This window comes from Breoghania sp. JC706 (assembly GCF_037026715.1).
Taxonomy (GTDB): domain Bacteria; phylum Pseudomonadota; class Alphaproteobacteria; order Rhizobiales; family Stappiaceae; genus Breoghania.
Window position 1 is genome coordinate 41,069 of sequence record NZ_JBANCG010000012.1, and the last position, 23,421, is coordinate 64,489.

A 23,421-nucleotide genomic window follows, 5' to 3' on the forward strand; every position below is an offset into this window, starting at 1 on the left:
GAGGTCACGCCCGGATAACCTTGCGGCCCTGCCGGGCACTTCACTGCACCCGCCGGCAGACTCGTTCCGCCCGCGGGATTTCACGCAGGCAAACCGTATCGCGACTTCTCACGAGGTCAAGCAGAGGTTGAGGGATTGGGGCGAAAGTAGGGGTGTCAGAACGCCGCGCGACGCTCCCGGTAGGCCAGCCAGCCGAGCAGGCACAGACAGAACGCCACCACCGGGAACAGGATCCAGTTGATCGTCTCCCAGCCGTAGTCGTTGAGCACGTTGCCCGACGCGAACGAGGCGGCGGCGACGAAGCCGAACACCAGGAAATCGTTCGTCGCCTGAACCTTGGTGCGCTCTTCCGGACGGTATGTGTCGGTGACCATGGAGGTCGCGCCGATGAAGCCGAAGTTCCAGCCGAGCCCCAGCAGGATGAGCGCGAACCAGAAGTCCTCCACCGTGACGCCGGACAGCGCGACGATGCCGCAGCCGACCAGCAGCAAGAGCCCGAAGGCGACGATCCGCGACTTGCCGAACCGCGCGATCAGCGAGCCGGTGAAGAAGCTCGGCACGTACATGGCGAGCACGTGCCACTGGATGGCGAGCGCCGCATCGGTCTGGGTGTGGCCGCAGGCGATCATGGCGAGCGGCGTCGCCGTCATCACGAAGTTCATCAACGCATAGGAGCCGATGCCGCAGGCCACCGCCACGATGAAGCGCTCCTGCCGGATGATCTGAAGGATCGGCCGACCGCTATCCGCCCGCTCCGCCGCCGTAAGCCTCGGAATGCGCACGAAGAAGACGAGGCAGAAGGTGAGCGCGTTCAGGACCGCGATCGCCGCGAAGGAGCCGGCGAACATGATCGGCGCCAGCATGTCCTTGGTGGCGATCACCGTCTGCGGACCGACGATGCCGGCGATGAGCCCGCCGGTCATGACCCAGGAGATCGCCTTGGGACGGAAGGTGTCGGAGGCGGTATCGGCGGCGGCGAAACGGTAGCTCTGCACGAAGGCGCCGGCGATGCCGCAGCCCATCGTGCCCAGAAGAAGAGTGACGAAGCTGCCCTGAATGATGCCGAAGCAGGCGAGAAGCCCGCCGAGCCCGCCCAGCACCGCTGCTCCCATGTAGGCGGTGCGCCGGCCCAGATGACGCATGATGTAGCCGGCCGGCAATGTTCCGCAGGCCGTACCCAGCACGAAGAAGGTGATCGGCAGCGTCGCCAGGCTCTTGTCGGAGCCCAGCAGCTCGTGCCCGGCGAGACCGCCGAGCGCGACGACGATCGACGCGGTCGCCCCGCCGAGCGACTGGGCGATCGCCAGCAGCAAGGCGTTGCGGCGCGCAAGCCTGTCACCGGCTTCGGTTTTGAGCTGAGCTTCGACGGTCATGGCGGAATCCGGATCGTAGGCGGGACCTTCCGATACGTTCGATGGCGTGTCAGCGCAACACATTTTGGAATCCGACCAGTTCCAGGGCGTTTAAATACCCACGTTTGATGCCGTTGATTCAGTTTCTCAACGACATGAATCAAACTTCAAGCGGAATATTGCAAGTTACTGATATCAGGGGATTTACGGACACGCCTGACGCAACCGGAGGTTTTGTGCCGCAAAAGCGGGCGACAGAACGAAGGAAATCCAGTGCGCCCGCAAAGCCCGCCCCATCCAACACGCCCCCAGCGTCGTCCCGGAGCCTGCCGCTCGAGATCCCGGGTCTGCGCAGCAACGTTGCACGTTGCAGCGCGCCCGGGATGACGTCGGAGAGGTCGGCACGAGCCCGAAAAGGCCTGGATTTCCGTTCCAATCTGCCCACATTCACCCCACATTCGATTGTCATCCCCGCGCAGGCGGGGATCCAGCAACCGCAGGATCAAGCCATAGCGCGCGAACCGCAAACGTCTCTGGAATGCTGGATTCCCGTTTGCGCGGGAATGACACCGAATGGGTGACAACTGCACGGGGCAACATCAGAAGCGGGCAGTGCCAGAACCGGGCAAAATCAGAATCGGCACGCCTCAGAAATGCGAATATCCCGCCGCCGCGCCGAAATCGTAGACCTCGCCGCCACGCCGGTAGGCGACGCGCGCCCCCGCCTCCATTCTGCCGATGCGCGACAGTGCCACCCCGCTTTCCGCCACCGCCGCCTCGAAGGCCTCCGTCTTTTCCGGTGCCACGGCAACGAGCAACTCGTAATCGTCGCCGCCGGTCATGGCCGCGATGAACGCCGCCTCGTCCTTCACGGCCAAGGCCGCAGCACGGGAGAGTGGCACCGCGTCGAGATCGACCGCAGCGCCCACGCCCGAGGACGACGCCATCTTGGCGAGATCGCCGACGAGCCCGTCGGAAATGTCCATCGAGGCGCGCGCGTAAAGGCGCACCGCCTCGGCCACGGCGTTGCGCGGTTCGGGCAAAAGGTAGCGCTTGAGAAGATGCCCGCTCTCGGCCTCGCCAAGGCCCCAGCGCTCTGCCTTCGCCGGCTCGTGGCGCAGCGCCAGCCCCAGCGCCGCATCGCCGATCGTGCCGGTGACGTAGAGCGCATCGCCGGCCCGCGCCGCGGAACGCCGCACCGCTGTGCCCTTCGGCACCGCGCCGATGGCGGTGACGGACAGCACCGGCCCCGCCTTCACCTTGATCGTGTCGCCGCCATAAAGCGGAAAGCCGTAGGCCTCCTGGTCGGCCTTCAGCCCGGCGCAGAAATCCGCCACCCAGCGCTCGCTCCAGTCAGGCGCGAGTGCGAGCCCCAGCAGATAGCCGACAGGCCGCGCGCCCTTGGCCGCGAGATCGGAGAGATTGACCCGGAGCGCCTTGCGCGCAATCGCGCCGGCCGGATCGACGGCGAAGAAATGGATGTCGGCGGCCAGAGCGTCCTTGGTGAGGACGAGGTCCTCGCCTTCGACCGGCGTCAGCACGGCGGCGTCATCCACCAGGCCGACGCTGCCGGGATCGGTGGCGAGCGGCGCCAGATAACGCTCGATCAGTTCGAACTCGTGCGCCCGCTCCTCCCCCATGGCGCCCCGCTACGCGCCCGAGCCAGCAGCGGGCCTGGGATCGAACTCGCCAGGCCGGATCTCGCGACCGATGCGGTCGAGAACGCCGTTGACCACCTTCGGCTCGTCTTCCGCGAAGAACGCCTTGGCGACCTCCACATATTCGGAAATGATCACCCGGGCCGGCACTTCCTTGCGCCGCATCAGCTCGTAGACGCCGACGCGCAGGATCGCGCGCAGGATGGAGTCGATCCGCTTCAGCGGCCAGTCCTCCTGCAGCGCCTGGTGGATGCGTGGATCGATCTCGCGCTGTTTCGCCACCATGCCCTGCATCAGATCGCGGAACCAGTCGGGATCGGCCTCGCGGTACTGCTCGCCGTCGATCTCCTTGCCGAGCCGGTACATCTGGAATTCCAGAATGGTATCGGCGAGCGTCTGGCCGGAGATCTCCATCTGGTAGAGCGCCTGCACGGCGGCGAGACGGGCAAGCCCGCGCTTGTTCGCCGGCCGCGCCTCGCGCACGCCCCGGGCGTTACCGGTTCCGTTCTCGTTCCCGGACTTGTCGTCAGCCGCCATCGTCAGGCCCCGATTTTCTCACGCACGGCGATCATCGCCAGCGCCGCCTCGGCGGCGAAGCCGCCCTTGTTCTTTTCCTCGACCCTGGCGCGCGCCCAGGCCTGTTCGTCGTTTTCAACGGTCAGGATACCGTTGCCGAGCGCCAAGCCCTGGTCGACGACCATGTCCATCACGGCGCGGGCGGATTCGCCGGCCACAATATCGTAATGCGAGGTCTCGCCCCGGATCACGCAGCCGAGCAGCACGAATCCGTCATAATCCGTGCCGCCGTCATCCGCCGCGATCAGCGCCATGGAGAGGGCTGCCGGGATTTCGAGAACGCCGGGCACGGAAATCCGGTCATAGGTCGCACCGCCCCTCTCCAGCGCCGCCACGGCCCCGCGCACGAGTTCGTCGGAGAGATCGTCGTAGAAGCGCGCATCGATGATGAGCAGGTGCGGAGCGGCCATGGCTTTGTGCTTTCGTATTCTTGTGTGAGGTGGCGACAGGAACCACTTATGCGGGCCTTTGTCCAGACCCTCGGTGGCGCAGTCGCGGTGCTGGGTAAATGGGGTGCGGCGGCATGGGGACAAGGCACCACACCGCCTCCGGCGCTCTCCCTGTCATCCCCGCGAAGGCGGGGATCCAGCAACCACAGGATCAGGCCGCAGCACGCGAACCGCCCACGCCTCTGGGATGCTGGATTCCCGCCTTCGCGGAAATGACATCGAAAGGAGCGAACGCCGCCGGGTCCCCGCCCCTCAGTCGAACTCGCGCAGCCGCGCCACGTAGCGCGCCATCATGTCGACTTCCAGGTTGATCGCATCGCCCGTCTGCCGGTCGCCCCAGGTGGTCACCGCGACCGTGTGCGGGATGAGAAACACGGAGAACTCGTCGCCCTCCACCTCGTTCACCGTCAGCGACGTGCCGTCGAGCGCGACAGAACCCTTCTTGGCGATGAAGCGCGCAAGTTCGTGCGGCGCGCGGAAGCGGAAATAGACGCTGTCGGGGTGATCGCGACGCTCCACCACTTCCGCAAGCCCGTCCACGTGGCCGAGCACCAGGTGCCCGCCGAGCTCATCGCCCATGGCAAGCGAGCGTTCCAGATTGATGCGCGTGCCCTCGGCCCACGTCCCCGCCGTGGTCAGCTTCAGCGTCTCGGCGGCCGATTCCACCTCGAACCAGGCCTTGCCGCCGTCCTCGCCCTTCGCCGTCACCGTATGGCAGACGCCGGAACACGCGATGGAGCTGCCGATGTCGATGCCCGCCGCATCGTAGGCACAGGCGATGCGCGTGCGCCGGCCGGCCGGGATCTCCACGGCGCTGACGACCCGCCCGATATCGGTGACAATGCCCGTGAACATGACGCTACTCCTCGCGACGATAGTGAACGACCCTGTCCCGCCCCAGCCGGCGCGTACTCACGCGCGTGAAGGCGGGGTTATCGGTTATGGCCTCCAGCGGCAGATGTCCAAGCGGCCGAATGCCGCCCTCGCCGATCTTCTCCGGCCCCGTGGAGATGACGACCTCATCGACGAGCCCGCTCGCCACGAAGCTCTCCGCCGTCGCCGCCCCGCCTTCCACCATCAGCCGCGTGACGCCGCGATGGGCGAGCGCGTGAAGCGCGGCGCGCACCTCGATCCGGCCCGTCTCGTCGGCGGGAACGGTGATCACCTCCACGCCGGCCTTGATCAGCGCCGTGGTGCGCTCCATCGGCGCGGCGGCCGAGGTCAGCACCTTCACCGGCACCTGCCCCGCGCTCTTAACAAGCTGCGAGCCGACGGGAAGCCGCGCGGTGGAATCGAAGACGTAGCGGACCGGCGAGCGGTCGCCGAGCCCGTCGAGACGAACGTCCAGCATCGGATCGTCCGCCAGAACCGTGCCGATGCCGACGAGGATCGCATCCGCTTCCGCCCGCATGATGTGGACGAAACGCTGCACCTCGCGGCCCGTGATGTGGACCTGCCCGTCGCCCTTGCGGCCGATGAAGCCGTCGGCGGAAACCGCGAGCTTCAGCGCAACCTGCGGCCGGCCTTCGGCGAAGCGCCGGAAATGGCCGATATTGGCGGCCCGGCATTCCGCCCCCAGCACGCCGCGCACGACCTCAACGCCCGCCTCACGCAGCATGGCGGCGCCCTTGTCGGCGACCCTTGGGTTGACGTCGGAGGTACCAATGACGACGCGGGCGATGCCGGCTTGCGAAAGCGCCAGCGCGCAAGGCCCGGTGCGGCCCCAGTGGGCGCAGGGCTCGAGCGTTACGTAGGCGGTTGCGCCCCGCGCCTTGTCGCCGGCCTGCGCCAACGCCACGACCTCGGCATGCGGGCGGCCCGAAGGCGCCGTCGCCCCGCGTCCCACCACCACCGGCACGCCGTCCTTCTCCGCCACGATCACCGCACCGACGGACGGGTTGGGCCAGGTGATGCCCCGCGTGCGCCGCCCCATGGCGAGAGCCATGCGCATGAACCGTTCGTCATATGGCAGGACCCGCCCGCAATCGGGCGCCACGTCGTATCCCGTCGCTTCGGATGCCGTGTCCTGCGCGCCGCTTGCCATTTCCACGCCCCCGACGCTCACGACGGATCGCGCTCCGCACGCCCCTCCGGCGGCAGGTCGTCGGCGTTGAGTTCGCCGAGCAGCGTCTCGAAGTCCTTGGCCTCGCGGAAGTTCTTGTAGACGGAGGCAAACCGCACATAGGCGACGTCGTCGAGCTCGCGCAGGCCCTCCATCACCAGCGTGCCAATCTGTTCCGCCGGAATGTCGCTCTCGCCGGAGGATTCCAGCTGGCGCACGATGCCGGAGATCATCCGCTCGATGCGTTCCGGCTCCACCGGGCGCTTGCGCACGGCAATCTGCACGGAGCGGGCGAGCTTCTCCCGGTCGAAGGGCGCGCGGCGCCCGTTGCGCTTGATCACGCTCAGTTCGCGAAGCTGCACGCGCTCGAACGTCGTGAACCGCCCGCCACATGTGGAGCACACGCGGCGTCGCCGGATCGCGGTGTTGTCCTCGGTCGGACGGCTGTCCTTGACCTGGGTTTCCTCACCGCCGCAATAGGGACACCGCATGCACGCTTCCTAGTATTGATAGATCGGAAAACGGTCGGTCAGCGCGATGACGCGCGCCTTCACGCGCGCCTCGACGTCCGCGTTGCCCTCTTCGGAATTCGCAGCCCTGAGGCCGTCGAGAACCTCCGCGATCATCGCCCCGATCTCACGGAACTCCGCCTGGCCGAAGCCGCGCGTCGTGCCCGCAGGCGTGCCGAGGCGAATGCCGGAAGTCACGAAGGGCTTTTCCGGATCGAACGGAATGCCGTTCTTGTTGCAGGTGATGTTGGCGCGGCCCAATGCAGCCTCGGCCTTCTTGCCGGTGGCGTTCTTCGGGCGCAGGTCGACCAGCATGGAGTGGTTGTCCGTGCCGCCCGAGACGATGTCGAGCCCCTGCTCCTGCAGGCTGGCGGCAAGCGCCTTGGCATTGGCCACCACATTCGCCGCGTACGTCTTGAACGAGGGCTGCAGCGCTTCCTTGAGCGCCACGGCCTTCGCCGCGATGACATGCATCAGCGGTCCGCCCTGAAGACCGGGGAACACGGCCGAATTGACCTTCTTGGCGATCGCCTCGTCGTTGGTCAGGATCATGCCGCCGCGCGGGCCGCGAAGCGACTTGTGCGTCGTCGTCGTCACCACATGCGCATGCGGGATCGGAGACGGGTGCACGCCGCCGGCCACAAGCCCCGCGATGTGGGCCATGTCGACCATCAGGTAGGCGCCCACCTCGTCGGCGATCTCGCGGAAGCGCTTCCAGTCCCAGATGCGCGAATAGGCGGTGCCGCCGGCCAGAATCAGCTTCGGCTTGTGCTCGCGCGCCTTCTCCGCCACCGCGTCCATGTCGATCTGGTGATCGCCCTCGCGCACGCCATAGGAGACGACGTTGAACCACTTGCCCGACATGTTGACGGGCGAGCCGTGGGTCAGGTGTCCGCCGGAATTGAGATCGAGGCCCATGAACGTGTCGCCGGGCTGCAGCAGCGCCAGGAACACGGCCTGGTTCATCTGGCTGCCCGAATTCGGCTGGACGTTGGCGAAGTCGCACTCGAACAGCTTCTTGGCGCGCTCGATGGCCAGCGTCTCGACGATGTCGACATACTGACAGCCGCCGTAGTAGCGCTTGCCGGGATAGCCTTCGGCATACTTGTTGGTGAGAATCGTGCCCTGCGCCTCCAGAACGGCGCGGCTGACGATGTTCTCCGACGCGATCAGCTCGATCTCGTGGCGCTGGCGGCCGAGTTCCTTGTCGATCGCATCGGCAATCTCCGGATCGGCCTCGGCAAGCGGCTGCGTGAAGAAGTCCAGCTGAACGGGCTCATCGACGGAAGATTTCGAAATCGACATGAGGCGCGCCTTCCTGCGTTTCCGGTATTCGAGTGTTCGCGTTCGCTTGCGGCATCCGCAAGGCCGGATCGGGACCGTCTTCGGCCCGCGCGACCCGCGCCGCCGCCAATAGCATACCGCCCGGGGCGAACCAAGCCCGTTCGCTAACCATAAGGTCGGATATCCGGTCGGATGTGCGGTTTGTCTTTTGCCGGCGTCTGCCGATTTATGTGGGGGCGTGCCGGCAAAAGACAAACCGGCGCCTCAGAACCTCCCGCTCGGCGCCGTGCCCGGCCCACGACAGGAGAGGCGATCGCAGGATCCCTGCCATTTCGGCAAAACCCTCCGGCGTCATCCCCGCTCATGCCTCTCAATCGTCATCACCCGGTGCCCGCGAAAGCGGGTGCCGGGCAATGACGGCGGAGGGACATGAAGGGAAATGGTCGAAAGACCACAACCGTTACCATTTGCGAGCCCGCCCCCTCAGGCCCCGCCCTGCTCCAACCGCCGCTTCAGCTTGCGCACGGCGAGCCGGCCGAGTTCGTCCTGCGAGACGTTGAGCGGTCCGATCATCGACACCTCAACGCCCGTCGCCTCGTCGATGGCCGAAACCTTCACCTGCCGCCCGACGCGCGTGAATTCCAGAAAAATCCGGCCCGGCCCGGACGGCGTGCCGCCCTGTGTCATGCTGTCTTCACTCCTGTCGTCCGTCTTCGTGACGCCCGCGCGCGCGTCGCGTCACAATGCTTGTGCCTCCAATGCACGTTTCGTATATGCAATTCGCGCAAGCACCAACATGGGGTCTGATATGGATATGCTGTCGTCTCCCCGCGAAGGGACATGCCGTTGCGGACAGATCCGCATGAAGATTTCCGCCAGGCCCATTGGCACTTTCGCCTGTCATTGCCGCGAATGCCAGCGCATGAGTTCAAGCGCCTTCTCGCTGACCGCGATGGTTCCCGCCGAAGGCTTTGAGGTCATCGCGGGCGAGCCCGTCCAGGGCGGGGCCCGCAGCCCCGGCATCGACCACTACCACTGCCCCCATTGCATGAGCTGGCTGTTCACCCGCGTCGCCATGATGCCCCAGTGCGTGAATGTCCGCTCCACGATGTTCGACGAGCCCGACTGGTGCGTCCCCTTTGCGGAAACCATGACCCGCGAAAAACTCTCCTGGGTCACCACACCGGCCACCTACAGCTACGAAGGCTTTCCCCCGCCGGAGGAATTCCCCGTACTGCTTTCGGAATACGCGGCGGCGAGCAGCTGAGCGCCCCGGCGCCTCCGCGTCCTGCCCCTCAACTTTGCCGCCCTGCCCTCCGCTTTTCCGCAGTGCCCGCCCCTGAAAGAGCCCGCCCCTGAAACCGAAAAGGGCGCCCTCTTTCGAAGGCGCCCATTCAAATCCGGCCGGTAAACGCCCGCCCTATTGCAGGACGATCTGCGGGCCCTCGATTTCGGAACCGTTGAGCCCGTCGCGGTTGTAGATGTCCTCGCGGAAGTTGACCACGCCCTTGTCGGTCGCCCAGGCGGTGACATAGGCGAGATAGAGCGGCACCTCGTGATCGAGCGTGACATCCACCCGCTCGCCCGAGGCGATGGTGGAATCGACCCGCGTGCGGTCCCAGCCCGGCGTTGTCGTCTCCAGAAGCCACGTCACCATGTCGCGCACGTTCTGCACGCGCACGCAGCCCGAGGAATCGAACCGGTAGTCCTTGGTGAACAGGCTCTTGGACGGCGTGTCGTGCAGGTAGACCTGATACTGGTTGTGGAAGTTGATGCGCACCGAGCCCAGCGAATTGTCCGCGCCCGGATCCTGCCGGAAGCGCAGCTTGGTTGCCTCGTCGGTGTTCCAGTCGACGTCCGTGGCCTGCAGCTCGTTGCCGTGCCAGTCGTAGATGCGGATGTGGTTTTTCGCCAGATACTGCGGATCGCGCTTCATCTTCGGGATCAGATCCTTGCGGATGATGCTGACCGGCACGGTCCAGAACGGATTGAAGTTCAGCTGGTAGATCTTGGAGGCGAGGATCGGCGTCTGCCGGTCGATCTTGCCGACGACGGCGGTATGGCGCGAGCGCACCACGCCATTGTCGACCGCCTCGATCTCGGCCGCCGGAATGTTCACCATCACGTAGGTATCGCCGAGATAGCCCGACATGGCGCGCACCCGCACCAGGTTGGTCTGCAACTGGCGCAGGCGCACCGCCGCCGGAACGTTCATCACCGACTGCACGACCGGGCCGACCACGCCGTCCGGCGTCAGGCCGTGGCGAATCTGGAAACGGCGCACCGCGGCATCGACGTCGCTGTCGAAGCGCTGGCCGTTGATCTTGTCCGCGGACAGATCGCCGGAGGAGACCAGCCGATGGCGCAGCGCCACGACCGCCCCGTCCCACGAACCGAGCCTCAGGGTGCGGCCCGGCGTGCTGACTTCCGCCCAGCCGCCGTTCGACACGATCTGCTGATACTGGTGGATCGCCTGCTCGATGTAGGTCACCGTGGACGGCGAAAGCGTCGGCTGGTGGGAGCGGATCTGCTCCAGATTCTTCATCGTGTCGTCGAGCTTGGATTCCCACTGCTCGTGCTGCTGGTAGTTGCGCAGCGCCTCAAGCGGGGATTCCGCACTTGCCGTCCCCGTGCCGAGCGCCGTCGTCGCGGACGCGGCCATCAAAAACGCGGCGGCAACCGCCAGGCGGCCTGTGGTCGGTCGGGTCTCGCCGGCGGCGAAAAGTCGGTTCACGGAGCTGTCTCCCGGATGCAAATCGCGCGATCGCCCCACATCGGGCCCCGCGCCATGACGGATTTCTGGTTTGCGGTACCACCTGCGCCCGGGCGAGGCAACAAAAGCAGGCGTTCGGCTACGCATTCGTGAACATGGCGACCTTGCAAGGTCCGCCGCACGGCTCACACCCCGGCTCGTTTCGAAAGGTTCGGCCTAGGCGCCCCTTGGGCCTCCCTTGCCGCGAATCATCCGCGCACGACACCCGGCGGCAGTGCCGGCGACCCTTCCTGCGGCGCCTCTTTCCACGCCATTATGGCAAGTTCATGTCGCAAGCGAAAGTCGCAGGATTGCCGAGCACAAGCAAAAACGCCGCCCGGCAGCCCGGACGGCGTTCGATGGGAGACAAGTCTCGAAATAATTCTAGAGCCGATAGAGGATCTGGTCGGTCCAGAACCGCTCCAGCCGGCGCAGCGACTGGTTGAGCTGCTGGAAGTCCTCCGGCGCGATCTCGCCGACCGTCTCCACCGAGCGCATGTGACGCTCGTAGAGGTCGTTGACGATGTTGGCCACTTCCAGCCCCTTCTCGGTGAGGCTGACGCGGACCGAGCGGCGGTCGACGCGGGAGCGCTCGTGGTTGATGAAGCCGGTATCGACGAGCTTCTTCAGGTTGTAGGACACGTTCGAGCCGAGATAGTAGCCGCGGGTGCGCAATTCGCCGGCCGTCAGCACGCTGTCGCCGATGTTGAACAGCAGCAGCGCCTGCACGCTGTTGACGTCGGAACGACCCATGCGATCGAACTCGTCCTTGATGACGTCAAGCAACCTGCGGTGCAAACGCTCGACAAGAGTAAGCGCCTCCAGGTAAAGCGGCTTGATTTCCGTATTACCTTCGTCCTGCGCCAGGACCTCGACTGCCCTTTTTGCCGTGATCATCTGGTTACGCCCCTTGTATCCTGTTTATGTGCGGTTTTGTTCCGCTTGATGAGGACAATAGTCGGGCTGTTATAAAATCTGCTTAAAAAGCAGCATGAATCTTCTCTTAAAGACCCATTGGAAACTTTAGAAGAATCCGATCTTGCAAACCTGCGGCCTGCCCCTCGAAAGCGAGGGAATCCGCCGTTCGGCAGGCGCTATTTCAAGCTAAACAAGATCTTACGGTGCTGATCGCGGCTCAGCCGCAGTACATTTTTTTTCTAAAATCGGAATTTCCGGGGCAACCTCCAGGCGGTCCCGCCCGCCTCGCGACAGGCGACGACGTGCACGGCGGAACGTGTTACCCGCGCCGCCTCTTCCCCCGCCTCGCGCGCGTTACGGCACCAGGAGGAGCGGGCGCCGGGCGTCTGGGCGAGGCGCAAGCTGCCCATCCTTCGAGACGGCGCTGCCGCGCCTCCTCAGGATGACGTTATCGAGTTGCGATTTCCGTGAAGCCTGCAACATATGCAACGTCATCCTGAGGAGCGCTCGCCAGAGCGCGTCTCGAAGGATGGGCCACAAGCCGTGCCCGCGCGCCCGCCCCGTCGTACGCTCGCGCAAACCTATTCCTTGCGCCGCTCGCGCTCCGACAGGACCGTCAGCGCCACGTAGACCGCGATCGTCACCATGTAGAAGGAGATCTCGTAGGGCCGGGAGCCGAAGGTGCTCTGAAAGAGGGTGTGCATGATCACCTGCGAGAGCAACCTGATCAGCCACATCACCGGCCCCCAGGAGGCGGCGAGCCACAGGCCGATGCCGGCGACCATGTCGAGCACGCCGAAATAGACCGTCGCCACCTGCCAATCGACCGGCATGTCGACGAACATCACCCCGCGCCACGGCACGTAGCCGACGATGCGGGCCCAGTGAATGATGCCGCCGCCAATCAGCAGGATCGCCAGAAAGCGCAGATACCAGATCAGCACCGTGCGCCACGGCGGGCGCACCCGGGCGAAATCCTGCAACAGCGTCAGCATCGACGGCACATTTCCTTCAGTTGTCCGGCCCTCATGGCCGGGACGCGAAAAAGCCGGAAGGGGGAGCGGCCCGAGCCCGCCCCCAAAGCCGGACCGGCCCGGTATCGCGCCTCAGTCGAGGATCAGATCGCCTTCCTGCGGTTGCATGAAATGCCGGTCGATGGCAAGCGATTCCACCTCTTCCAGCCGGGCCGGCCGCCAGTCGGGCGCGTTGTCCTTGTCGACCAGAACGGCGCGTACGCCTTCATAGAAGTCGTGTCCGTCGAGAATATGGCTGAGGATCCGGTATTCCATGATCATGCAGGCGTCGAAGTCGCGCAGGGCGCCCTCGCGAACCTCCTTGAAGGAAACCTTCAGGCTCGTCGGCGAGCGCCCGCGCATGGTCGCGGCCGTCTCCTTGGCCCATTCCGCATCCGCGCCGCTCACCGCATCGAGCGCCGCCAGCACTTCCTCCACGCTGTCTTTCGAGAAGCAGGCCTCGATGGTATCGGCGCGCGCCGCCAGTTCCGGCTCGCCCGCGGGACGCACGGCAAAGCGTGCCAGCACCGTCTTCGCGTCGCTTTCCTGCACCAGCGCCTCGACGATCTGGTCGAACTGGTCGGCCTCCGCGCAATGAGTCAAAACGCCCGCCCACAGTGCATCGGCCTGCTTCAGCCGCCCGCCCGTCAGCGCGCAGTAAAGACCGAGAGCCTGCGTCCTGAGCCGCGGGAGCAGGTAGCTCGCCCCCACGTCGGGAAAGAAGCCGATGCCCACTTCCGGCATGGCGAACAGCGTCTTCGCCCCGCCCACGCGAAAATCGCCATGCGCCGAAAGCCCGACGCCGCCGCCCATCAGGATGCCGTCGATCAGCGACACGATCGGCTTGGAATAGTGCCTGAGGCGCGCATTCAGCCGGTATTCGTCGGCGAAGAAGGCGTTGCGGGCCGCCCGGTCGCCGTCGCGCATCTCGTAGACGGCGCGAATGTCACCGCCGGCGCAGAAGGCCTTGGGATGCATGGAGCGGATCACGATGTGATCGATCTCCGGATCGCTCTCCCAGGCGTCCACCTGCGCACGCATCGCCTTGATCATGCCGTGGGTGAGCGCATTCAGCGCCTGCGGCCGGCAAAGCGTGATGATGCCGGCGTGACCGCGGGCATCGAACAGCACTTCGAACTGGGCAATCGGATCGTTCACGCGTGATTTCCTTCCTGATTGTTCTTGTCGATCGGCGGCCTGACATCCGCTGCGAAGACGTTATCGCGTTGTCTGCACGGAAGAAAAGGGCGACATAGACGACCGGTTGCGGAAAAGGGGGGCGTGCCGGTGCAGGGCCCACCACACTCTCAGCTTGTCATCGCCGCGAAGGCGGGCATCCAGCACCCCCGGGACAACCTGTTGCACCACCAGCCTCTCCCCCCGTCATTGCCGGCTCCGACCGGCAATCCATTCCGTGATGTCTCAGCGCGGCAAGTGGATGATTGGGGCGAACAAACGGCCTGCAATCCGAGTTGATGAATAACGGCATGGATTGCCGGTCGGAGCCGGCAATGACGGGTGAGAGATCTGCGAAACGCAACCAAAGTCCGTTCACAGCTCCCCCGCCCTCACCCCGCCAGCAATTCCCGCGACACGATCAGCCGCATGATCTCGTTCGTGCCCTCCAGAATCTGGTGAACGCGAACGTCTCGCAAGTAACGCTCGATCGGATAGTCGCGCAGATAGCCGTAGCCGCCGTGAAGCTGCAAAGCCTCGTTGACGACCTTGAAGCCGGTGTCGGTGGCAAGCCGCTTGGCCATGGCGGCGAACCGGGTGGCGTCGTTCTCCTTGGCATCCACCTTCATCGCCGCCTTGTGCAGAAGCAGGCGCGCCGCCTCCAGCTCGCTCGCCATGTCGGCGATGCGGAACTGCAACGCCTGGAATTCGGCCAGCGCCCGGCCGAACTGCCGGCGCTCCTTCATGTAGGCAATCGCCCGCTCAAGGCACGTCTGCGCCGCCCCCAGCGAACACGCGCCGATATTGAGCCGCCCGCCATCGAGCCCGGCCATGGCGATCTTGAAGCCCAGCCCCTCGCCGCCGATCAGGTTTTCCGCCGGCACCCGGCAGTCGGAGAAATTGACCTGCGCCGTCGGCTGGCTCTTCCAGCCGAGCTTCACCTCCTGTGCGCCGAAGGAGAGACCGGGCGTCTCCTTCTCCACCACGATGCAGGAGATGCCCTTCGGCCCGTCCTCGCCCGTGCGCACCATCGCGACGTAGAGATCCGCCGCCCCGCCACCCGAAATGAACGCCTTGGAGCCGTTGAGAACGTAAACGTCGCCGCCGCGCACGGCTTTGGTCCTGAGCGCCGCCGCATCCGATCCCGAGCCAGGCTCGGTCAGGCAGTAGGCGGCGAAATGCTCCATGGAACAAAGTCTTGGCAGGAAACGCTGGCGCTGTTCGTCATTGCCGAAGCGGTCGATCATCCACGCGGCCATGTTGTGGATGGAGATATAGGCGGCCGTGGAGGTGCAGCCCTTGGCCAGTTCCTCGAAGATCAGCGCCGCATCGAACCGTGTGAGCCCGGAGCCGCCGACATCCTCGCCCACGTAGATGCCGCCGAAGCCGAGAGCGGCCGCCTTGCGCAGCGTCTCAACGGGAAAGGTCGAGGTCTCGTCCCATTCGCGCGCGTACGGCTCCATATCCTCACGCGCGAAGTCGGCAGCCATGTCCTTGAAGGCGCGCTGCTCCTCGCTGAGCGCAAAATCCATCCCGTCTCCTCCCGTACCGGCCTCCCCGCCGGATCGATGGTCTTTCCGTGTCGGCTATCGGGATATCGGGCGCGGGCGGAAGCGTCAATCACAGAGCGCAATGAGCATTGTTTAGGAAAAAACACAAATAATAAAACACCCCCCCAAAATATAATTATTATCCACTATGAATCTTAAATATTTTACACCTCCAAATAACTAAATCAATCTGCCCTTATGTCTTCCCGTTTCTCGAAAGCGGCTAAGGGAACTTCCTTCAGATTTGACATCCCGCCCATCCTCACACCGCCCATGAATGCATTATCTATAGAAAAATCGTTACCAAATACGTCTTCATAATACAAACTTATTAGCAACACTACAAACAACCCCCCACTGCCACTTGCCATGTTAATAGCTTCCTCTTCTTTATAGTTAAGAGAGAATCCAAATTCCGTAGATAACTCAAAGCAACCGTTAGACGGTATTGTTATACCGAACTCGCCTGATCCCAATCTATGCTGAAGTCGTCGAGAGCTTTGCCTTTCTCTCAACGACGGATTATCTCCATCATAAAACACAGCCATATATTTTATCGATGGAGCCCAGCTAACACGAAGTGCTGGACTATTACCAAAATTCTCCAAAATTATATATATCTTTGGATTTATATTGCTTTCATTTCCATCATCTGGATTCTCAGAAGGAGTAATTGTCTGGGTCCCTTCTTCAATACCAAAGCCCAAACGAACGTCTTTAATCGTAGGATAACAGCGAACTTGCGCTTCACCCATTTCTCGCGCGACAGATACAGCGCGCCAAGCCGCCTCCGCACTACTCTTTGATAATTCCCAAGTGCGCTTCAACCAAATAAGAGCGATATAACTTATCAACGTCGCAAATATACCAAGTATTGCCATAACCCATTGAGCAAGAGAATCTTCCGAAAAGATCCACCCATCAAATGGACCGAGCCAATTATGCCCCGAATAACTTTCTCCAAATATACAGTGCCAATCCGAATTTATTAATCTAGAAAAATACACTCCGGCAAATGAAGAATTCCGAAACTCCGGGACTGCCCATACTAAGAATAATAGCGCCACCCCCAAACCGAGCACGAACCCGAGCGCCGCCCAAAAATATCTTTCTGGACCCGACATCTCCCCCCCTAGAAATTAGCTCTAATTATAACATAGATAAATATCATCTATTTCGTAAATAAAATTTGCAAGTTATTCCAGAACAAATATAAACAGATTTATATTATTTTTTGTCACCCCCAATCCGACCGCGCACGCACGCACGCACGCACGCACGCACGCACGCACGCACGCACGCACGCACGCACGCACGCACGCAGAAATATATCCAATCAAACAGATCTAAAAACAAAAAAAATCGATATTAATATCATTATTTTTTAATTCACTATTTACTCATTTCTTCGAATTATTATTAATTTATATTGATAAATTATATAAATAATTATTAGAATTTTACGATAGAAGAAGAGAAATGTATTTATTATTCAATACACACATCAACAACTTTACGTCATATGAAAATTGCGCAGTGCTCGAGCAACATGCGCAAAAATTGGGCTTCCGTTGCGATCAATTTAGTCATTTCGTTTCTGTATCAAATCGTACAACGCTGTTACGCTCTCTAACGAATAGAACAGACAGCATCGCACGACGACGTACGGGGAACGGACGCATGCCAGGCAATTCAGCCCCCCTTCTGGCGGTCAGGCGGCTCTGCAAGGACTTCGGCGGCATCAGGGCGCTTTCCAGTGTCGACTTTGAAATCCCGGAAGGTGTGCTGGCGGGCCTCATCGGCCCCAACGGCTCGGGCAAGACCACCGCATTCAATCTCGTCACCGGCGTTTTGAAGCCGACATCGGGACAAATTCTCTTCCGCGATATCGACGTCACGGGCAATGCGCCGGAGCGCAACGCCGAACTGGGCATGGCGCGCACGTTCCAGAACATCCGGCTGTTTCGCGACCTGCCCGTCATCGACAACGTGATGGTCGGCCTGCACATGCGCAAAGGGCCGGGTTTCTGGTCTACCGTTCTGGGCCTGCCCCGGGCGGCGACGGCCGAACGCGACATCCGCCGCGCGGCGCTCGAAGCGCTTGACGTGCTGGGGCTCGCCGACAAGGCGGAGCTGGTCGTCGGCAACCTGCCCTATGGCGACCAGCGCAAGGTCGAATTCGCCCGCGCGCTCGCCACAGGACCCCGCCTGCTGCTGCTCGACGAGCCGACGGCGGGCATGAACCCCAACGAGACCGCGGATCTCGGCAGGACGATCTCGAAGCTCCACAAGGATCTCTCGCTCACCGTCCTTCTGGTCGAGCACGACATGAAGATGGTCATGGGCATCTGCGAGCAGCTGACGGTGATCAATCAGGGAAAGATGCTGGCGGCCGGCACGCCGCACGAGATCCAGAGCAATCCGGCCGTCATCGACGCCTATCTGGGCCGCCGCCGGGACAGAAAACATGCTTGAGATCGAAGACATCCACGTCAACCGAGGCGGCACCCATGCCGTTCGCGGCCTGTCGCTCACCGTCGGGCGCGGCGAGATCGTCTCGCTGATCGGGGCAAACGGCGCCGGCAAGACGACAACGCTTTCCGCCGTCTCCGGCCTGCTGCGCCCCCGCAAGGGCCGGATCCTCTATCGCCCGGACGAGACCGCCGGGGCCATCGATCTGACAGCCATGAAGGCGGAGCAGATCGTCGCCGCCGGCATCTCCCACTGTCCCGAGGCGCGGCAGATCTTCGGCAATCTCACGGTCACGGAAAACCTGCGGATCGGCGCCTATCTGCGCCGCGACGCCGAGGGCGTGGCGAAGGATCTCGCCGACATCCACCGCCGATTCCCCATTCTGGAGGAACGCGGCTCGGTGCCGGGCGACAAGCTTTCCGGCGGCGAGCAGATGATGCTCGCCATCGGCCGGGCGCTGATGAGCCGGCCGAAGCTGATCCTGTTCGACGAGCCCTCCCTCGGCCTCGCCCCCATCCTCGTGGAGCAGATCTTCGACATCCTGGAGGCCGTGCGGGCAGACGGCGTCACCGTGCTGCTGGTCGAACAGAACGCGGCCATGGCGCTGGACATCTCCGACCGAGCCTACGTGATCGAGGCGGGCGAAATCACGCTGTCCGGCACCGGCAGGGAACTCGCCACCAACGCCGACGTCCAGCGCGCCTATCTGGGAGCTGCCTGATGACCTTTCCCTACCTCCTCGATCAGCTCGTCAACGGCCTGATCCTCGGCAGCATGTACGCGCTGGTCGCCATCGGCTTCTCGATGATCTACGGCATCGTCCGGCTCATCAACTTCGCCCACGGCGACATCCTCACCATCGGCGCCTTCGCCGGGCTGGCGGCCTTCGCCTCCGCCGACCTGCCCTTTCCGGTGGTTATCCTGATCGTGCTCGTCGCCGGGGCCGTCGTCGGCATGGTGATCGAGCGCACGACCTTCCGCCCCATGCGCGGCTCGCCGCAGGTGACCGGCTTCATCGCCTCGCTCGCCGTTTCCATCATCCTGGAAAACCTGGCGATCATGATCCTGTCCGCCCAGCCGCGCACCTTCCACATTCCGGCCTATCTCAACACGCTGGTGCATTTGGGCTCGGTCTCCGTCCGCGTGATCGACCTGACGATCGTCGTGCTCGCCATCGTGCTGATGATCGCGCTGGTGACCTTCGTCCGCTTCACCCGCATCGGCATCGCCATGCGGGCGACGGCGGAGAACTATGACGTCGCCCGGCTGATGGGCATCAACATCAACCGCATGATCATGCTCGCCTTCGCCATCGGCAGCGCGCTGGCGGCCACCGCCGGGCTCATGTGGGGCGCAAAATACGGACAGATCAGCCCGCTCATGGGCGCCCTTCCCGGCCTGAAGGCCTTCGTGGCGGCGGTCATCGGCGGCGTCGGCTCGATCTCCGGCGCGGTTCTGGGCGGCTACATCCTCGGGCTTGCGGAGGTGCTGTTCGTCGGCCTGCTGCCTCCGGCCCTTTCCGGCTACCGCAACGCCTTCGTCTTCGGCGCGCTGATCATCGTGCTGCTGGTCCTGCCCAACGGCCTTCTCGGCCGCAACCAGGAGACACGGGCATGAGCGGACGCGACACCTTCCTGCCGAAGTTCGCCGCCCTTGCCCTCATTGGCGCAGGCCTCGTCTTCTGGGCGCGCTCGGTCCTCGACCCCTATGCGCTCTCCATCGTCATGTTCGTCGGGATCAACATCATCCTGGCGGTCAGCCTGAACATCTCCAACGGCTTCACAGGCCTGTTCTCGCTGGGCCATCCCGCCTTCATGACCATTGGCGGCTACATGACCGCGATCCTGGTCATGCCGGCGGCGCGCAAGGGGCTGATGCTGCCGGACCTGCCGGCCTTCCTGGCGATGCAGGAATGGAGCTTCCTTCCAGCCCTTGTGGCCGGCGGACTTCTCTCCGCCCTTGTCGCCGTCATCGTCGGCTTCCCCGTGCTCCGGCTGCGCGGCCACTACCTGGCCGTCGCGACGCTGGGTCTGATCTTCATCGTCCAGAGCCTCGCCGTGAACCTCGACGGCGTCACCCGCGGCGCGCTGGGCCTCAGCGGCCTGCCGTCGCTCACCACCACCTGGTGGGTCTACGGCTTCGTGCTGCTGACGCTGTTCGTGTGCTGGCGGCTGAAGCATTCCTCGCTCGGCCGCACCATGCTGGCCATCCGCGAAAACGAGCTCGCCGCCGCCTGTCTCGGTGTGAAGGTCGCGCGCACCCGGGTCTTCGCCTTCGCGCTCGGCGCCTTCTTCGCCGGCATCGCCGGCGGCCTGTGGGTGCATGTGGTGACCCTGATCAGCCCGGACAGCTTCTCGTTCGGGTTGGCGTTCCAGCTCGTCGTGATGGTCGTCGTCGGCGGCACCGGTTCGATCACCGGCGCCAGCCTCGTCGCCGCCGTCCTCACGCTCGCCACCGAATTCCTGAAACCGGTCGAGGAGAGCCTGAACCTCTACGGCGCCAGCCAGATCGCCATCGCGGTCGGCGTCATCCTCATCCTCATCTATCGTCCCGCCGGCCTGTTCGGCACGGCAGAGCCCCAACCGCTGAACCTCATAAAACGACTGGGCAGCCGGCACACCTCACCCGCCAACTCACCTGAATGAACAGAAAGGCAATCCCCATGCAGACTTGGATCAAGGGTTTGGCATCGGCAGCCGTGGGCGCGCTCATCGCGGCCTCCGCAGGCTCCGCCCAGGCGGCCGACCCCATCGACATCGTCGCCCTCTACAATCTCTCCGGCGGCGGCCAGGCTTCCCTCGACGTGCCCTCGCTCAACGGCGTCAAGCTGAAGGCGAAGATGATCAACGAGGCGGGCGGGCTGCTCGGCGGCCGGATGCTGAACGTCACCGCCTTCGACACCAAGGACGACACGCGCGAGGCCGCCACCGCCGCCAAGCGCGCCGTCGCCATGAAGGGCGTCAGCGCCGCGATCGGCTTTTCCGACACCACCTACGTGCTTGCCGCCGCCCCGCTCTTCCAGACCGCCGGCATCCCGTTCGTGACCTCCGGCGCCACCTCGCCCGACCTCCCCGTCATGGTCGGCGACGAGATGTTCCTCGTTCCCTTCGGCGATGACGTCCAGGCCGAGGCCATGGCCGAATACGCCTACAACAAGCTCGCCATCCACAAGATCGCCATCTGGACCGACCGGGGCATGGACTACACCACCGGCCTGACCAAGTATTTCACCAAGCGCTTCGAGAAGCTCGGCGGCGAAGTCGTTCTCTCCGACGTCTTCATGACATCCGACCAGGACTTCTCCGCCCTCGTCTCGCGCCTGAAGTCCACCGACGGGGTTGAGGGCGTCTATGCCGCCTCGGGACCTGATACCGCCGGCATCATCATCAAGCAGATCCGCGAAGCCGGCCTCGATCTGCCGATCATGGGCGGCGACGGCCTCGACACCGACCTCGTCGTCTCCGTTCCCGGCAAGGCCATGGCGACCAACGTCTACTTCACGACGCACGCCTATGTCGGCCTCGACACCGGCCCGGCCAACGAGTTCCGCAAGGCCTACACCAAGGAATACGGCCACGAGCCGGAGAACGCCTTCGCAGCCCTCGGCTTCGACGCGATGGGCGTCGTCGCCAACGCGATCGAGAAGGCCGGCTCCTCGGACCCGGCCGCCGTCACCAAGGCGCTCGCCGCGACGAAGGACTATGAGGGCGTCACCGGCGCGCTGACCTATCCCGAAGGCAGCCATGTTCCTTCCAAGCCGGTCGCGATCATGCACGTCGACAAGGGCAACGTCGCCTTCGAGGAGACGGTGACCCCCAAGGACTGAGGCCGCAGGACCTGCGTCCTTACTCATGCTTTCCCGGCCGGCGGCGCATGCCCTCGCCGGCCGGGATCCCGCAGTTCATCGCGGACCTTCGGTCCGCTTCGGAGACTTCGACCTCGACATGACCGACGGACTTTTGCGCGACGGTGATTGCAGCCCATTCGTGACGGAAAATGCGGGCGCCCCCTCACCCATCCTCCTCACCTCCGACCACGCGGGCCGTGCCGTTCCGCGCCAGCTCGGCACCCTGGGCCTGTCGGAGGAAGATCTCGCCAAGCATGTCGCCTACGATATCGGCATCTACGGGGTGACCACGCGGATCGCCGCCGCGCTCGAGGCGACCTACGTCTACCAGCCCTATTCGCGCCTCGTCATCGACTGCAACCGCAAGCCCGGCCACGCGCAGTCCGTCGCGCCCGTCAGCGACGGGGTCCGGGTTCCGGGAAACGAGAACCTCTCGCACGAAGCCATCGCGGCGCGGCAGAACGAGATTCTCATGCCCTACCAGAACGCCATCGCCCGCACGCTCGACGACCGGCAGGCGGCCGGGCTGGCGACGGTTTTCTTCGCGATGCACAGCTGCACGCCGGTGATGGGATCGATGCCGCCGCGCCCCTGGCACATCGGCGTCATGGCCGTCGACGACTGGCGCATCGGCGATGAACTGATCGCCCTTCTGGAGAAGGAGACGGATTTCTGCATCGGGCGAAATCAGCCTTACGAAATCAATCCCGAGACCGACTACACTGTGCCCGTGCACGCAATCGGACGGGGCCTGCCCTATGTCGAGATCGAGATAAGACAGGACCTCATCGGTGACGAAGACGGCCAGCGGGAATGGGCAGCGCTGCTGAGCGACATCTTCCCCCGCGCGGTCGCGAACGCGGAGATCCTGGCCCATTGAGCACGCATGGAAGCCGACCGGCCGACGCCCCGGCCCCTACCCCGCCCCCGGCCCAGACCCCGGCCCGCTCCCTTCAGGAGCAGGTCCGCCAGCACCTGACGCGCTTTACCGATGCGGAACGCCGCGTCGCCCAGGCGCTTCTGGCGGATTATCCCGTCGCCGGGCTTGAGACCGTCGCCCGTTTCGCCAAGCGGGCGGGCACGAGCAGTCCCACCATCCTGCGCTTCGTCTCCCGTCTCGGCTTCCACACCTATGCCGATTTCCAGAACGCCCTGCACGAGGAAATCCACGTCCGCCTGCAGGGTCCGCTCACCCGCTACCCCGCCCGCAGCCAGCCGGCGGAGCGCGATCTGGCGGAAAATATCTCCCGGGCGTTCAGCGACAACATCGCCCGCGTCGGCAAGAGCCTGCAGCCCGACGACCTGCGCGAAATCATCGCCCTTTTGTGCGACGTGGAGCACACGGTGTTCTTCCTCGGCGGCCGCTTCAGCCACCTGCTGGCGTCCTACTTCCATCACTACATGCGGGAACTGCATCCCCAGGTGCGGCTCGTGCGCGACACGAGCGCGGCATGGGCCGACTACCTGCTGGACGTGAAGCCCGGCGACGTGCTCGTCACCTTCGATTTCCGCCGCTACCAGGCCGACGTTCTGGAATTCGCAAGAGCAGCGGCCGCGCAGGGCGCGCGGATCCTGCTGATCACCGACGTCTGGTATTCGCCCATCGCCTCGCTGGCGCACAAGGTCGTGCCCTGCCCCGTCGAGATCCCCAGCGCCTTCGACAGCGGCGTGGCCGGACTTGCGGCCGTGGAAATCATCGTTTCGGCCGTCATCGAGGAGCTCGGCCCCGACGCCCGGGAGCGGATGGCGGCGCTGGAGGACCTGCGCAAGTCGTTCAGGCTCGGTCAATAGGCAAAGCACACA

Annotated in this window: 23 protein-coding genes; 8 read left to right on the top strand and 15 right to left on the bottom strand. The window is 64.0% G+C overall.

Annotated features, from left to right (window positions below; all coding sequences use genetic code 11):
• Positions 1-155: 155 nt before the first annotated feature.
• The 9 genes from V2L18_RS20930 to V2L18_RS20970 form a co-directional block, all read right to left on the bottom strand.
• Positions 156-1,373 carry an MFS transporter gene (locus V2L18_RS20930; RefSeq protein WP_336180289.1) on the bottom strand — a complete coding sequence of 406 codons (1,218 nt, stop codon included), beginning with the start codon at positions 1,371-1,373 and terminating at the stop codon, positions 156-158.
• Between the two features lie 626 nt (positions 1,374-1,999).
• A complete protein-coding gene (gene thiL / locus V2L18_RS20935; RefSeq protein WP_336180290.1) occupies positions 2,000-2,992 on the bottom strand; it encodes a thiamine-phosphate kinase in 993 nt (330 codons plus the stop codon).
• A gap of 9 nt (positions 2,993-3,001) precedes the next feature.
• Positions 3,002-3,547 (bottom strand): transcription antitermination factor NusB, encoded by a 546-nt coding sequence (gene nusB, locus V2L18_RS20940; protein ID WP_336180291.1) that lies wholly within the window; start codon positions 3,545-3,547, stop codon positions 3,002-3,004.
• A 2-nt stretch (positions 3,548-3,549) separates the two neighbouring features.
• A complete protein-coding gene (gene ribH / locus V2L18_RS20945) occupies positions 3,550-3,996 on the bottom strand; it encodes a 6,7-dimethyl-8-ribityllumazine synthase (RefSeq protein ID WP_336180292.1) in 447 nt (148 codons plus the stop codon).
• A 291-nt stretch (positions 3,997-4,287) separates the two neighbouring features.
• Positions 4,288-4,890 carry a riboflavin synthase gene (locus V2L18_RS20950; protein ID WP_336180293.1) on the bottom strand — a complete coding sequence of 201 codons (603 nt, stop codon included), beginning with the start codon at positions 4,888-4,890 and terminating at the stop codon, positions 4,288-4,290.
• A 4-nt stretch (positions 4,891-4,894) separates the two neighbouring features.
• Positions 4,895-6,100, bottom strand: coding sequence for a bifunctional diaminohydroxyphosphoribosylaminopyrimidine deaminase/5-amino-6-(5-phosphoribosylamino)uracil reductase RibD (gene ribD / locus V2L18_RS20955; RefSeq protein WP_336180294.1), 1,206 nt, complete (start codon positions 6,098-6,100; stop codon positions 4,895-4,897).
• Positions 6,097-6,588: a transcriptional regulator NrdR gene (gene nrdR, locus V2L18_RS20960; protein WP_336180295.1), complete on the bottom strand. Its 492-nt coding sequence runs from the start codon at positions 6,586-6,588 to the stop codon at positions 6,097-6,099. Before nrdR ends, ribD begins: the two co-directional genes overlap by 4 nt.
• Positions 6,589-6,597: 9 nt before the next feature.
• On the bottom strand, positions 6,598-7,911 hold the full coding sequence (glyA, locus tag V2L18_RS20965) for a serine hydroxymethyltransferase (RefSeq protein ID WP_336180296.1): 1,314 nt from the start codon (positions 7,909-7,911) through the stop codon (positions 6,598-6,600).
• 462 nt (positions 7,912-8,373) lie between these two features.
• The gene (locus tag V2L18_RS20970) at positions 8,374-8,577 is read right to left on the bottom strand and encodes a serine hydroxymethyltransferase (protein ID WP_336180297.1); all 204 of its coding nucleotides are present in this window, start codon (positions 8,575-8,577) and stop codon (positions 8,374-8,376) included.
• 121 nt (positions 8,578-8,698) lie between these two features.
• On the opposite strand from V2L18_RS20970, the gene V2L18_RS20975 reads away from it, so the two are divergent.
• Positions 8,699-9,157 carry a GFA family protein gene (locus V2L18_RS20975; RefSeq protein ID WP_336180298.1) on the top strand — a complete coding sequence of 153 codons (459 nt, stop codon included), beginning with the start codon at positions 8,699-8,701 and terminating at the stop codon, positions 9,155-9,157.
• A gap of 153 nt (positions 9,158-9,310) precedes the next feature.
• On the opposite strand, the gene V2L18_RS20980 is transcribed toward V2L18_RS20975, so the two are convergent.
• The 6 genes from V2L18_RS20980 to V2L18_RS21005 all read right to left on the bottom strand — a co-directional run bounded on the left by V2L18_RS20980 (position 9,311) and on the right by V2L18_RS21005 (position 16,423).
• Positions 9,311-10,624, bottom strand: coding sequence for a L,D-transpeptidase family protein (locus V2L18_RS20980; RefSeq protein WP_336180299.1), 1,314 nt, complete (start codon positions 10,622-10,624; stop codon positions 9,311-9,313).
• A 402-nt stretch (positions 10,625-11,026) separates the two neighbouring features.
• Complete coding sequence (locus V2L18_RS20985) at positions 11,027-11,539, bottom strand: MarR family winged helix-turn-helix transcriptional regulator (protein WP_336180300.1); 513 nt, start codon at positions 11,537-11,539, stop codon at positions 11,027-11,029.
• Positions 11,540-12,141: 602 nt separating this feature from the next.
• On the bottom strand, positions 12,142-12,555 hold the full coding sequence (locus tag V2L18_RS20990; protein ID WP_336180301.1) for a DUF6163 family protein: 414 nt from the start codon (positions 12,553-12,555) through the stop codon (positions 12,142-12,144).
• Positions 12,556-12,666: 111 nt separating this feature from the next.
• Positions 12,667-13,731, bottom strand: coding sequence for an enoyl-CoA hydratase/isomerase family protein (locus tag V2L18_RS20995; protein WP_336180302.1), 1,065 nt, complete (start codon positions 13,729-13,731; stop codon positions 12,667-12,669).
• Positions 13,732-14,141: 410 nt separating this feature from the next.
• Entirely contained in the window at positions 14,142-15,281 is a 1,140-nt protein-coding gene (locus V2L18_RS21000; RefSeq protein WP_336180303.1) for an acyl-CoA dehydrogenase family protein, read from the bottom strand.
• 203 nt (positions 15,282-15,484) lie between these two features.
• Positions 15,485-16,423: a hypothetical protein gene (locus V2L18_RS21005; RefSeq protein WP_336180304.1), complete on the bottom strand. Its 939-nt coding sequence runs from the start codon at positions 16,421-16,423 to the stop codon at positions 15,485-15,487.
• A 556-nt stretch (positions 16,424-16,979) separates the two neighbouring features.
• On the opposite strand from V2L18_RS21005, the gene V2L18_RS21010 reads away from it, so the two are divergent.
• The 7 genes from V2L18_RS21010 to V2L18_RS21040 all read left to right on the top strand — a co-directional run bounded on the left by V2L18_RS21010 (position 16,980) and on the right by V2L18_RS21040 (position 23,409).
• Positions 16,980-17,774: an ABC transporter ATP-binding protein gene (locus V2L18_RS21010; RefSeq protein WP_336180305.1), complete on the top strand. Its 795-nt coding sequence runs from the start codon at positions 16,980-16,982 to the stop codon at positions 17,772-17,774.
• Positions 17,767-18,492 carry an ABC transporter ATP-binding protein gene (locus V2L18_RS21015; protein ID WP_336180306.1) on the top strand — a complete coding sequence of 242 codons (726 nt, stop codon included), beginning with the start codon at positions 17,767-17,769 and terminating at the stop codon, positions 18,490-18,492. The genes V2L18_RS21010 and V2L18_RS21015 overlap by 8 nt, the downstream gene beginning before the upstream one ends.
• Positions 18,492-19,388 carry a branched-chain amino acid ABC transporter permease gene (locus V2L18_RS21020; RefSeq protein WP_336180307.1) on the top strand — a complete coding sequence of 299 codons (897 nt, stop codon included), beginning with the start codon at positions 18,492-18,494 and terminating at the stop codon, positions 19,386-19,388. The genes V2L18_RS21015 and V2L18_RS21020 overlap by 1 nt, the downstream gene beginning before the upstream one ends.
• Positions 19,385-20,416 (top strand): branched-chain amino acid ABC transporter permease, encoded by a 1,032-nt coding sequence (locus V2L18_RS21025; protein ID WP_336180308.1) that lies wholly within the window; start codon positions 19,385-19,387, stop codon positions 20,414-20,416. Before V2L18_RS21020 ends, V2L18_RS21025 begins: the two co-directional genes overlap by 4 nt.
• Before the next feature lie 17 nt (positions 20,417-20,433).
• On the top strand, positions 20,434-21,597 hold the full coding sequence (locus V2L18_RS21030; protein ID WP_336180309.1) for an ABC transporter substrate-binding protein: 1,164 nt from the start codon (positions 20,434-20,436) through the stop codon (positions 21,595-21,597).
• 118 nt (positions 21,598-21,715) lie between these two features.
• The gene (locus V2L18_RS21035) at positions 21,716-22,498 is read left to right on the top strand and encodes an N-formylglutamate amidohydrolase (RefSeq protein ID WP_336180310.1); all 783 of its coding nucleotides are present in this window, start codon (positions 21,716-21,718) and stop codon (positions 22,496-22,498) included.
• A complete protein-coding gene (locus V2L18_RS21040) occupies positions 22,495-23,409 on the top strand; it encodes a MurR/RpiR family transcriptional regulator (RefSeq protein ID WP_336180311.1) in 915 nt (304 codons plus the stop codon). The genes V2L18_RS21035 and V2L18_RS21040 overlap by 4 nt, the downstream gene beginning before the upstream one ends.
• The last annotated feature ends 12 nt before the right edge of the window (positions 23,410-23,421 follow it).

Excerpts from the sequence above, each read along its gene's own strand:
- V2L18_RS20930 (WP_336180289.1), bottom strand. The coding sequence starts at position 1,373 with ATGACCGTCGAAGCTCAGCTCAAAACCGAAGCCGGTGACAGGCTTGCG.
- thiL (WP_336180290.1), bottom strand. The coding sequence starts at position 2,992 with ATGGGGGAGGAGCGGGCGCACGAGTTCGAACTGATCGAGCGTTATCTG.
- nusB (WP_336180291.1), bottom strand. The coding sequence starts at position 3,547 with ATGGCGGCTGACGACAAGTCCGGGAACGAGAACGGAACCGGTAACGCC.
- ribH (WP_336180292.1), bottom strand. The coding sequence starts at position 3,996 with ATGGCCGCTCCGCACCTGCTCATCATCGATGCGCGCTTCTACGACGAT.
- V2L18_RS20950 (WP_336180293.1), bottom strand. The coding sequence starts at position 4,890 with ATGTTCACGGGCATTGTCACCGATATCGGGCGGGTCGTCAGCGCCGTG.
- nrdR (WP_336180295.1), bottom strand. The coding sequence starts at position 6,588 with ATGCGGTGTCCCTATTGCGGCGGTGAGGAAACCCAGGTCAAGGACAGC.
- glyA (WP_336180296.1), bottom strand. The coding sequence starts at position 7,911 with ATGTCGATTTCGAAATCTTCCGTCGATGAGCCCGTTCAGCTGGACTTC.
- V2L18_RS20970 (WP_336180297.1), bottom strand. The coding sequence starts at position 8,577 with ATGACACAGGGCGGCACGCCGTCCGGGCCGGGCCGGATTTTTCTGGAA.
- V2L18_RS20975 (WP_336180298.1), top strand. The coding sequence starts at position 8,699 with ATGGATATGCTGTCGTCTCCCCGCGAAGGGACATGCCGTTGCGGACAG.
- V2L18_RS20985 (WP_336180300.1), bottom strand. The coding sequence starts at position 11,539 with ATGATCACGGCAAAAAGGGCAGTCGAGGTCCTGGCGCAGGACGAAGGT.
- V2L18_RS20990 (WP_336180301.1), bottom strand. The coding sequence starts at position 12,555 with ATGCTGACGCTGTTGCAGGATTTCGCCCGGGTGCGCCCGCCGTGGCGC.
- V2L18_RS21000 (WP_336180303.1), bottom strand. The coding sequence starts at position 15,281 with ATGGATTTTGCGCTCAGCGAGGAGCAGCGCGCCTTCAAGGACATGGCT.
- V2L18_RS21005 (WP_336180304.1), bottom strand. The coding sequence starts at position 16,423 with ATGTCGGGTCCAGAAAGATATTTTTGGGCGGCGCTCGGGTTCGTGCTC.
- V2L18_RS21010 (WP_336180305.1), top strand. The coding sequence starts at position 16,980 with ATGCCAGGCAATTCAGCCCCCCTTCTGGCGGTCAGGCGGCTCTGCAAG.
- V2L18_RS21015 (WP_336180306.1), top strand. The coding sequence starts at position 17,767 with ATGCTTGAGATCGAAGACATCCACGTCAACCGAGGCGGCACCCATGCC.
- V2L18_RS21020 (WP_336180307.1), top strand. The coding sequence starts at position 18,492 with ATGACCTTTCCCTACCTCCTCGATCAGCTCGTCAACGGCCTGATCCTC.
- V2L18_RS21025 (WP_336180308.1), top strand. The coding sequence starts at position 19,385 with ATGAGCGGACGCGACACCTTCCTGCCGAAGTTCGCCGCCCTTGCCCTC.
- V2L18_RS21030 (WP_336180309.1), top strand. The coding sequence starts at position 20,434 with ATGCAGACTTGGATCAAGGGTTTGGCATCGGCAGCCGTGGGCGCGCTC.
- V2L18_RS21035 (WP_336180310.1), top strand. The coding sequence starts at position 21,716 with ATGACCGACGGACTTTTGCGCGACGGTGATTGCAGCCCATTCGTGACG.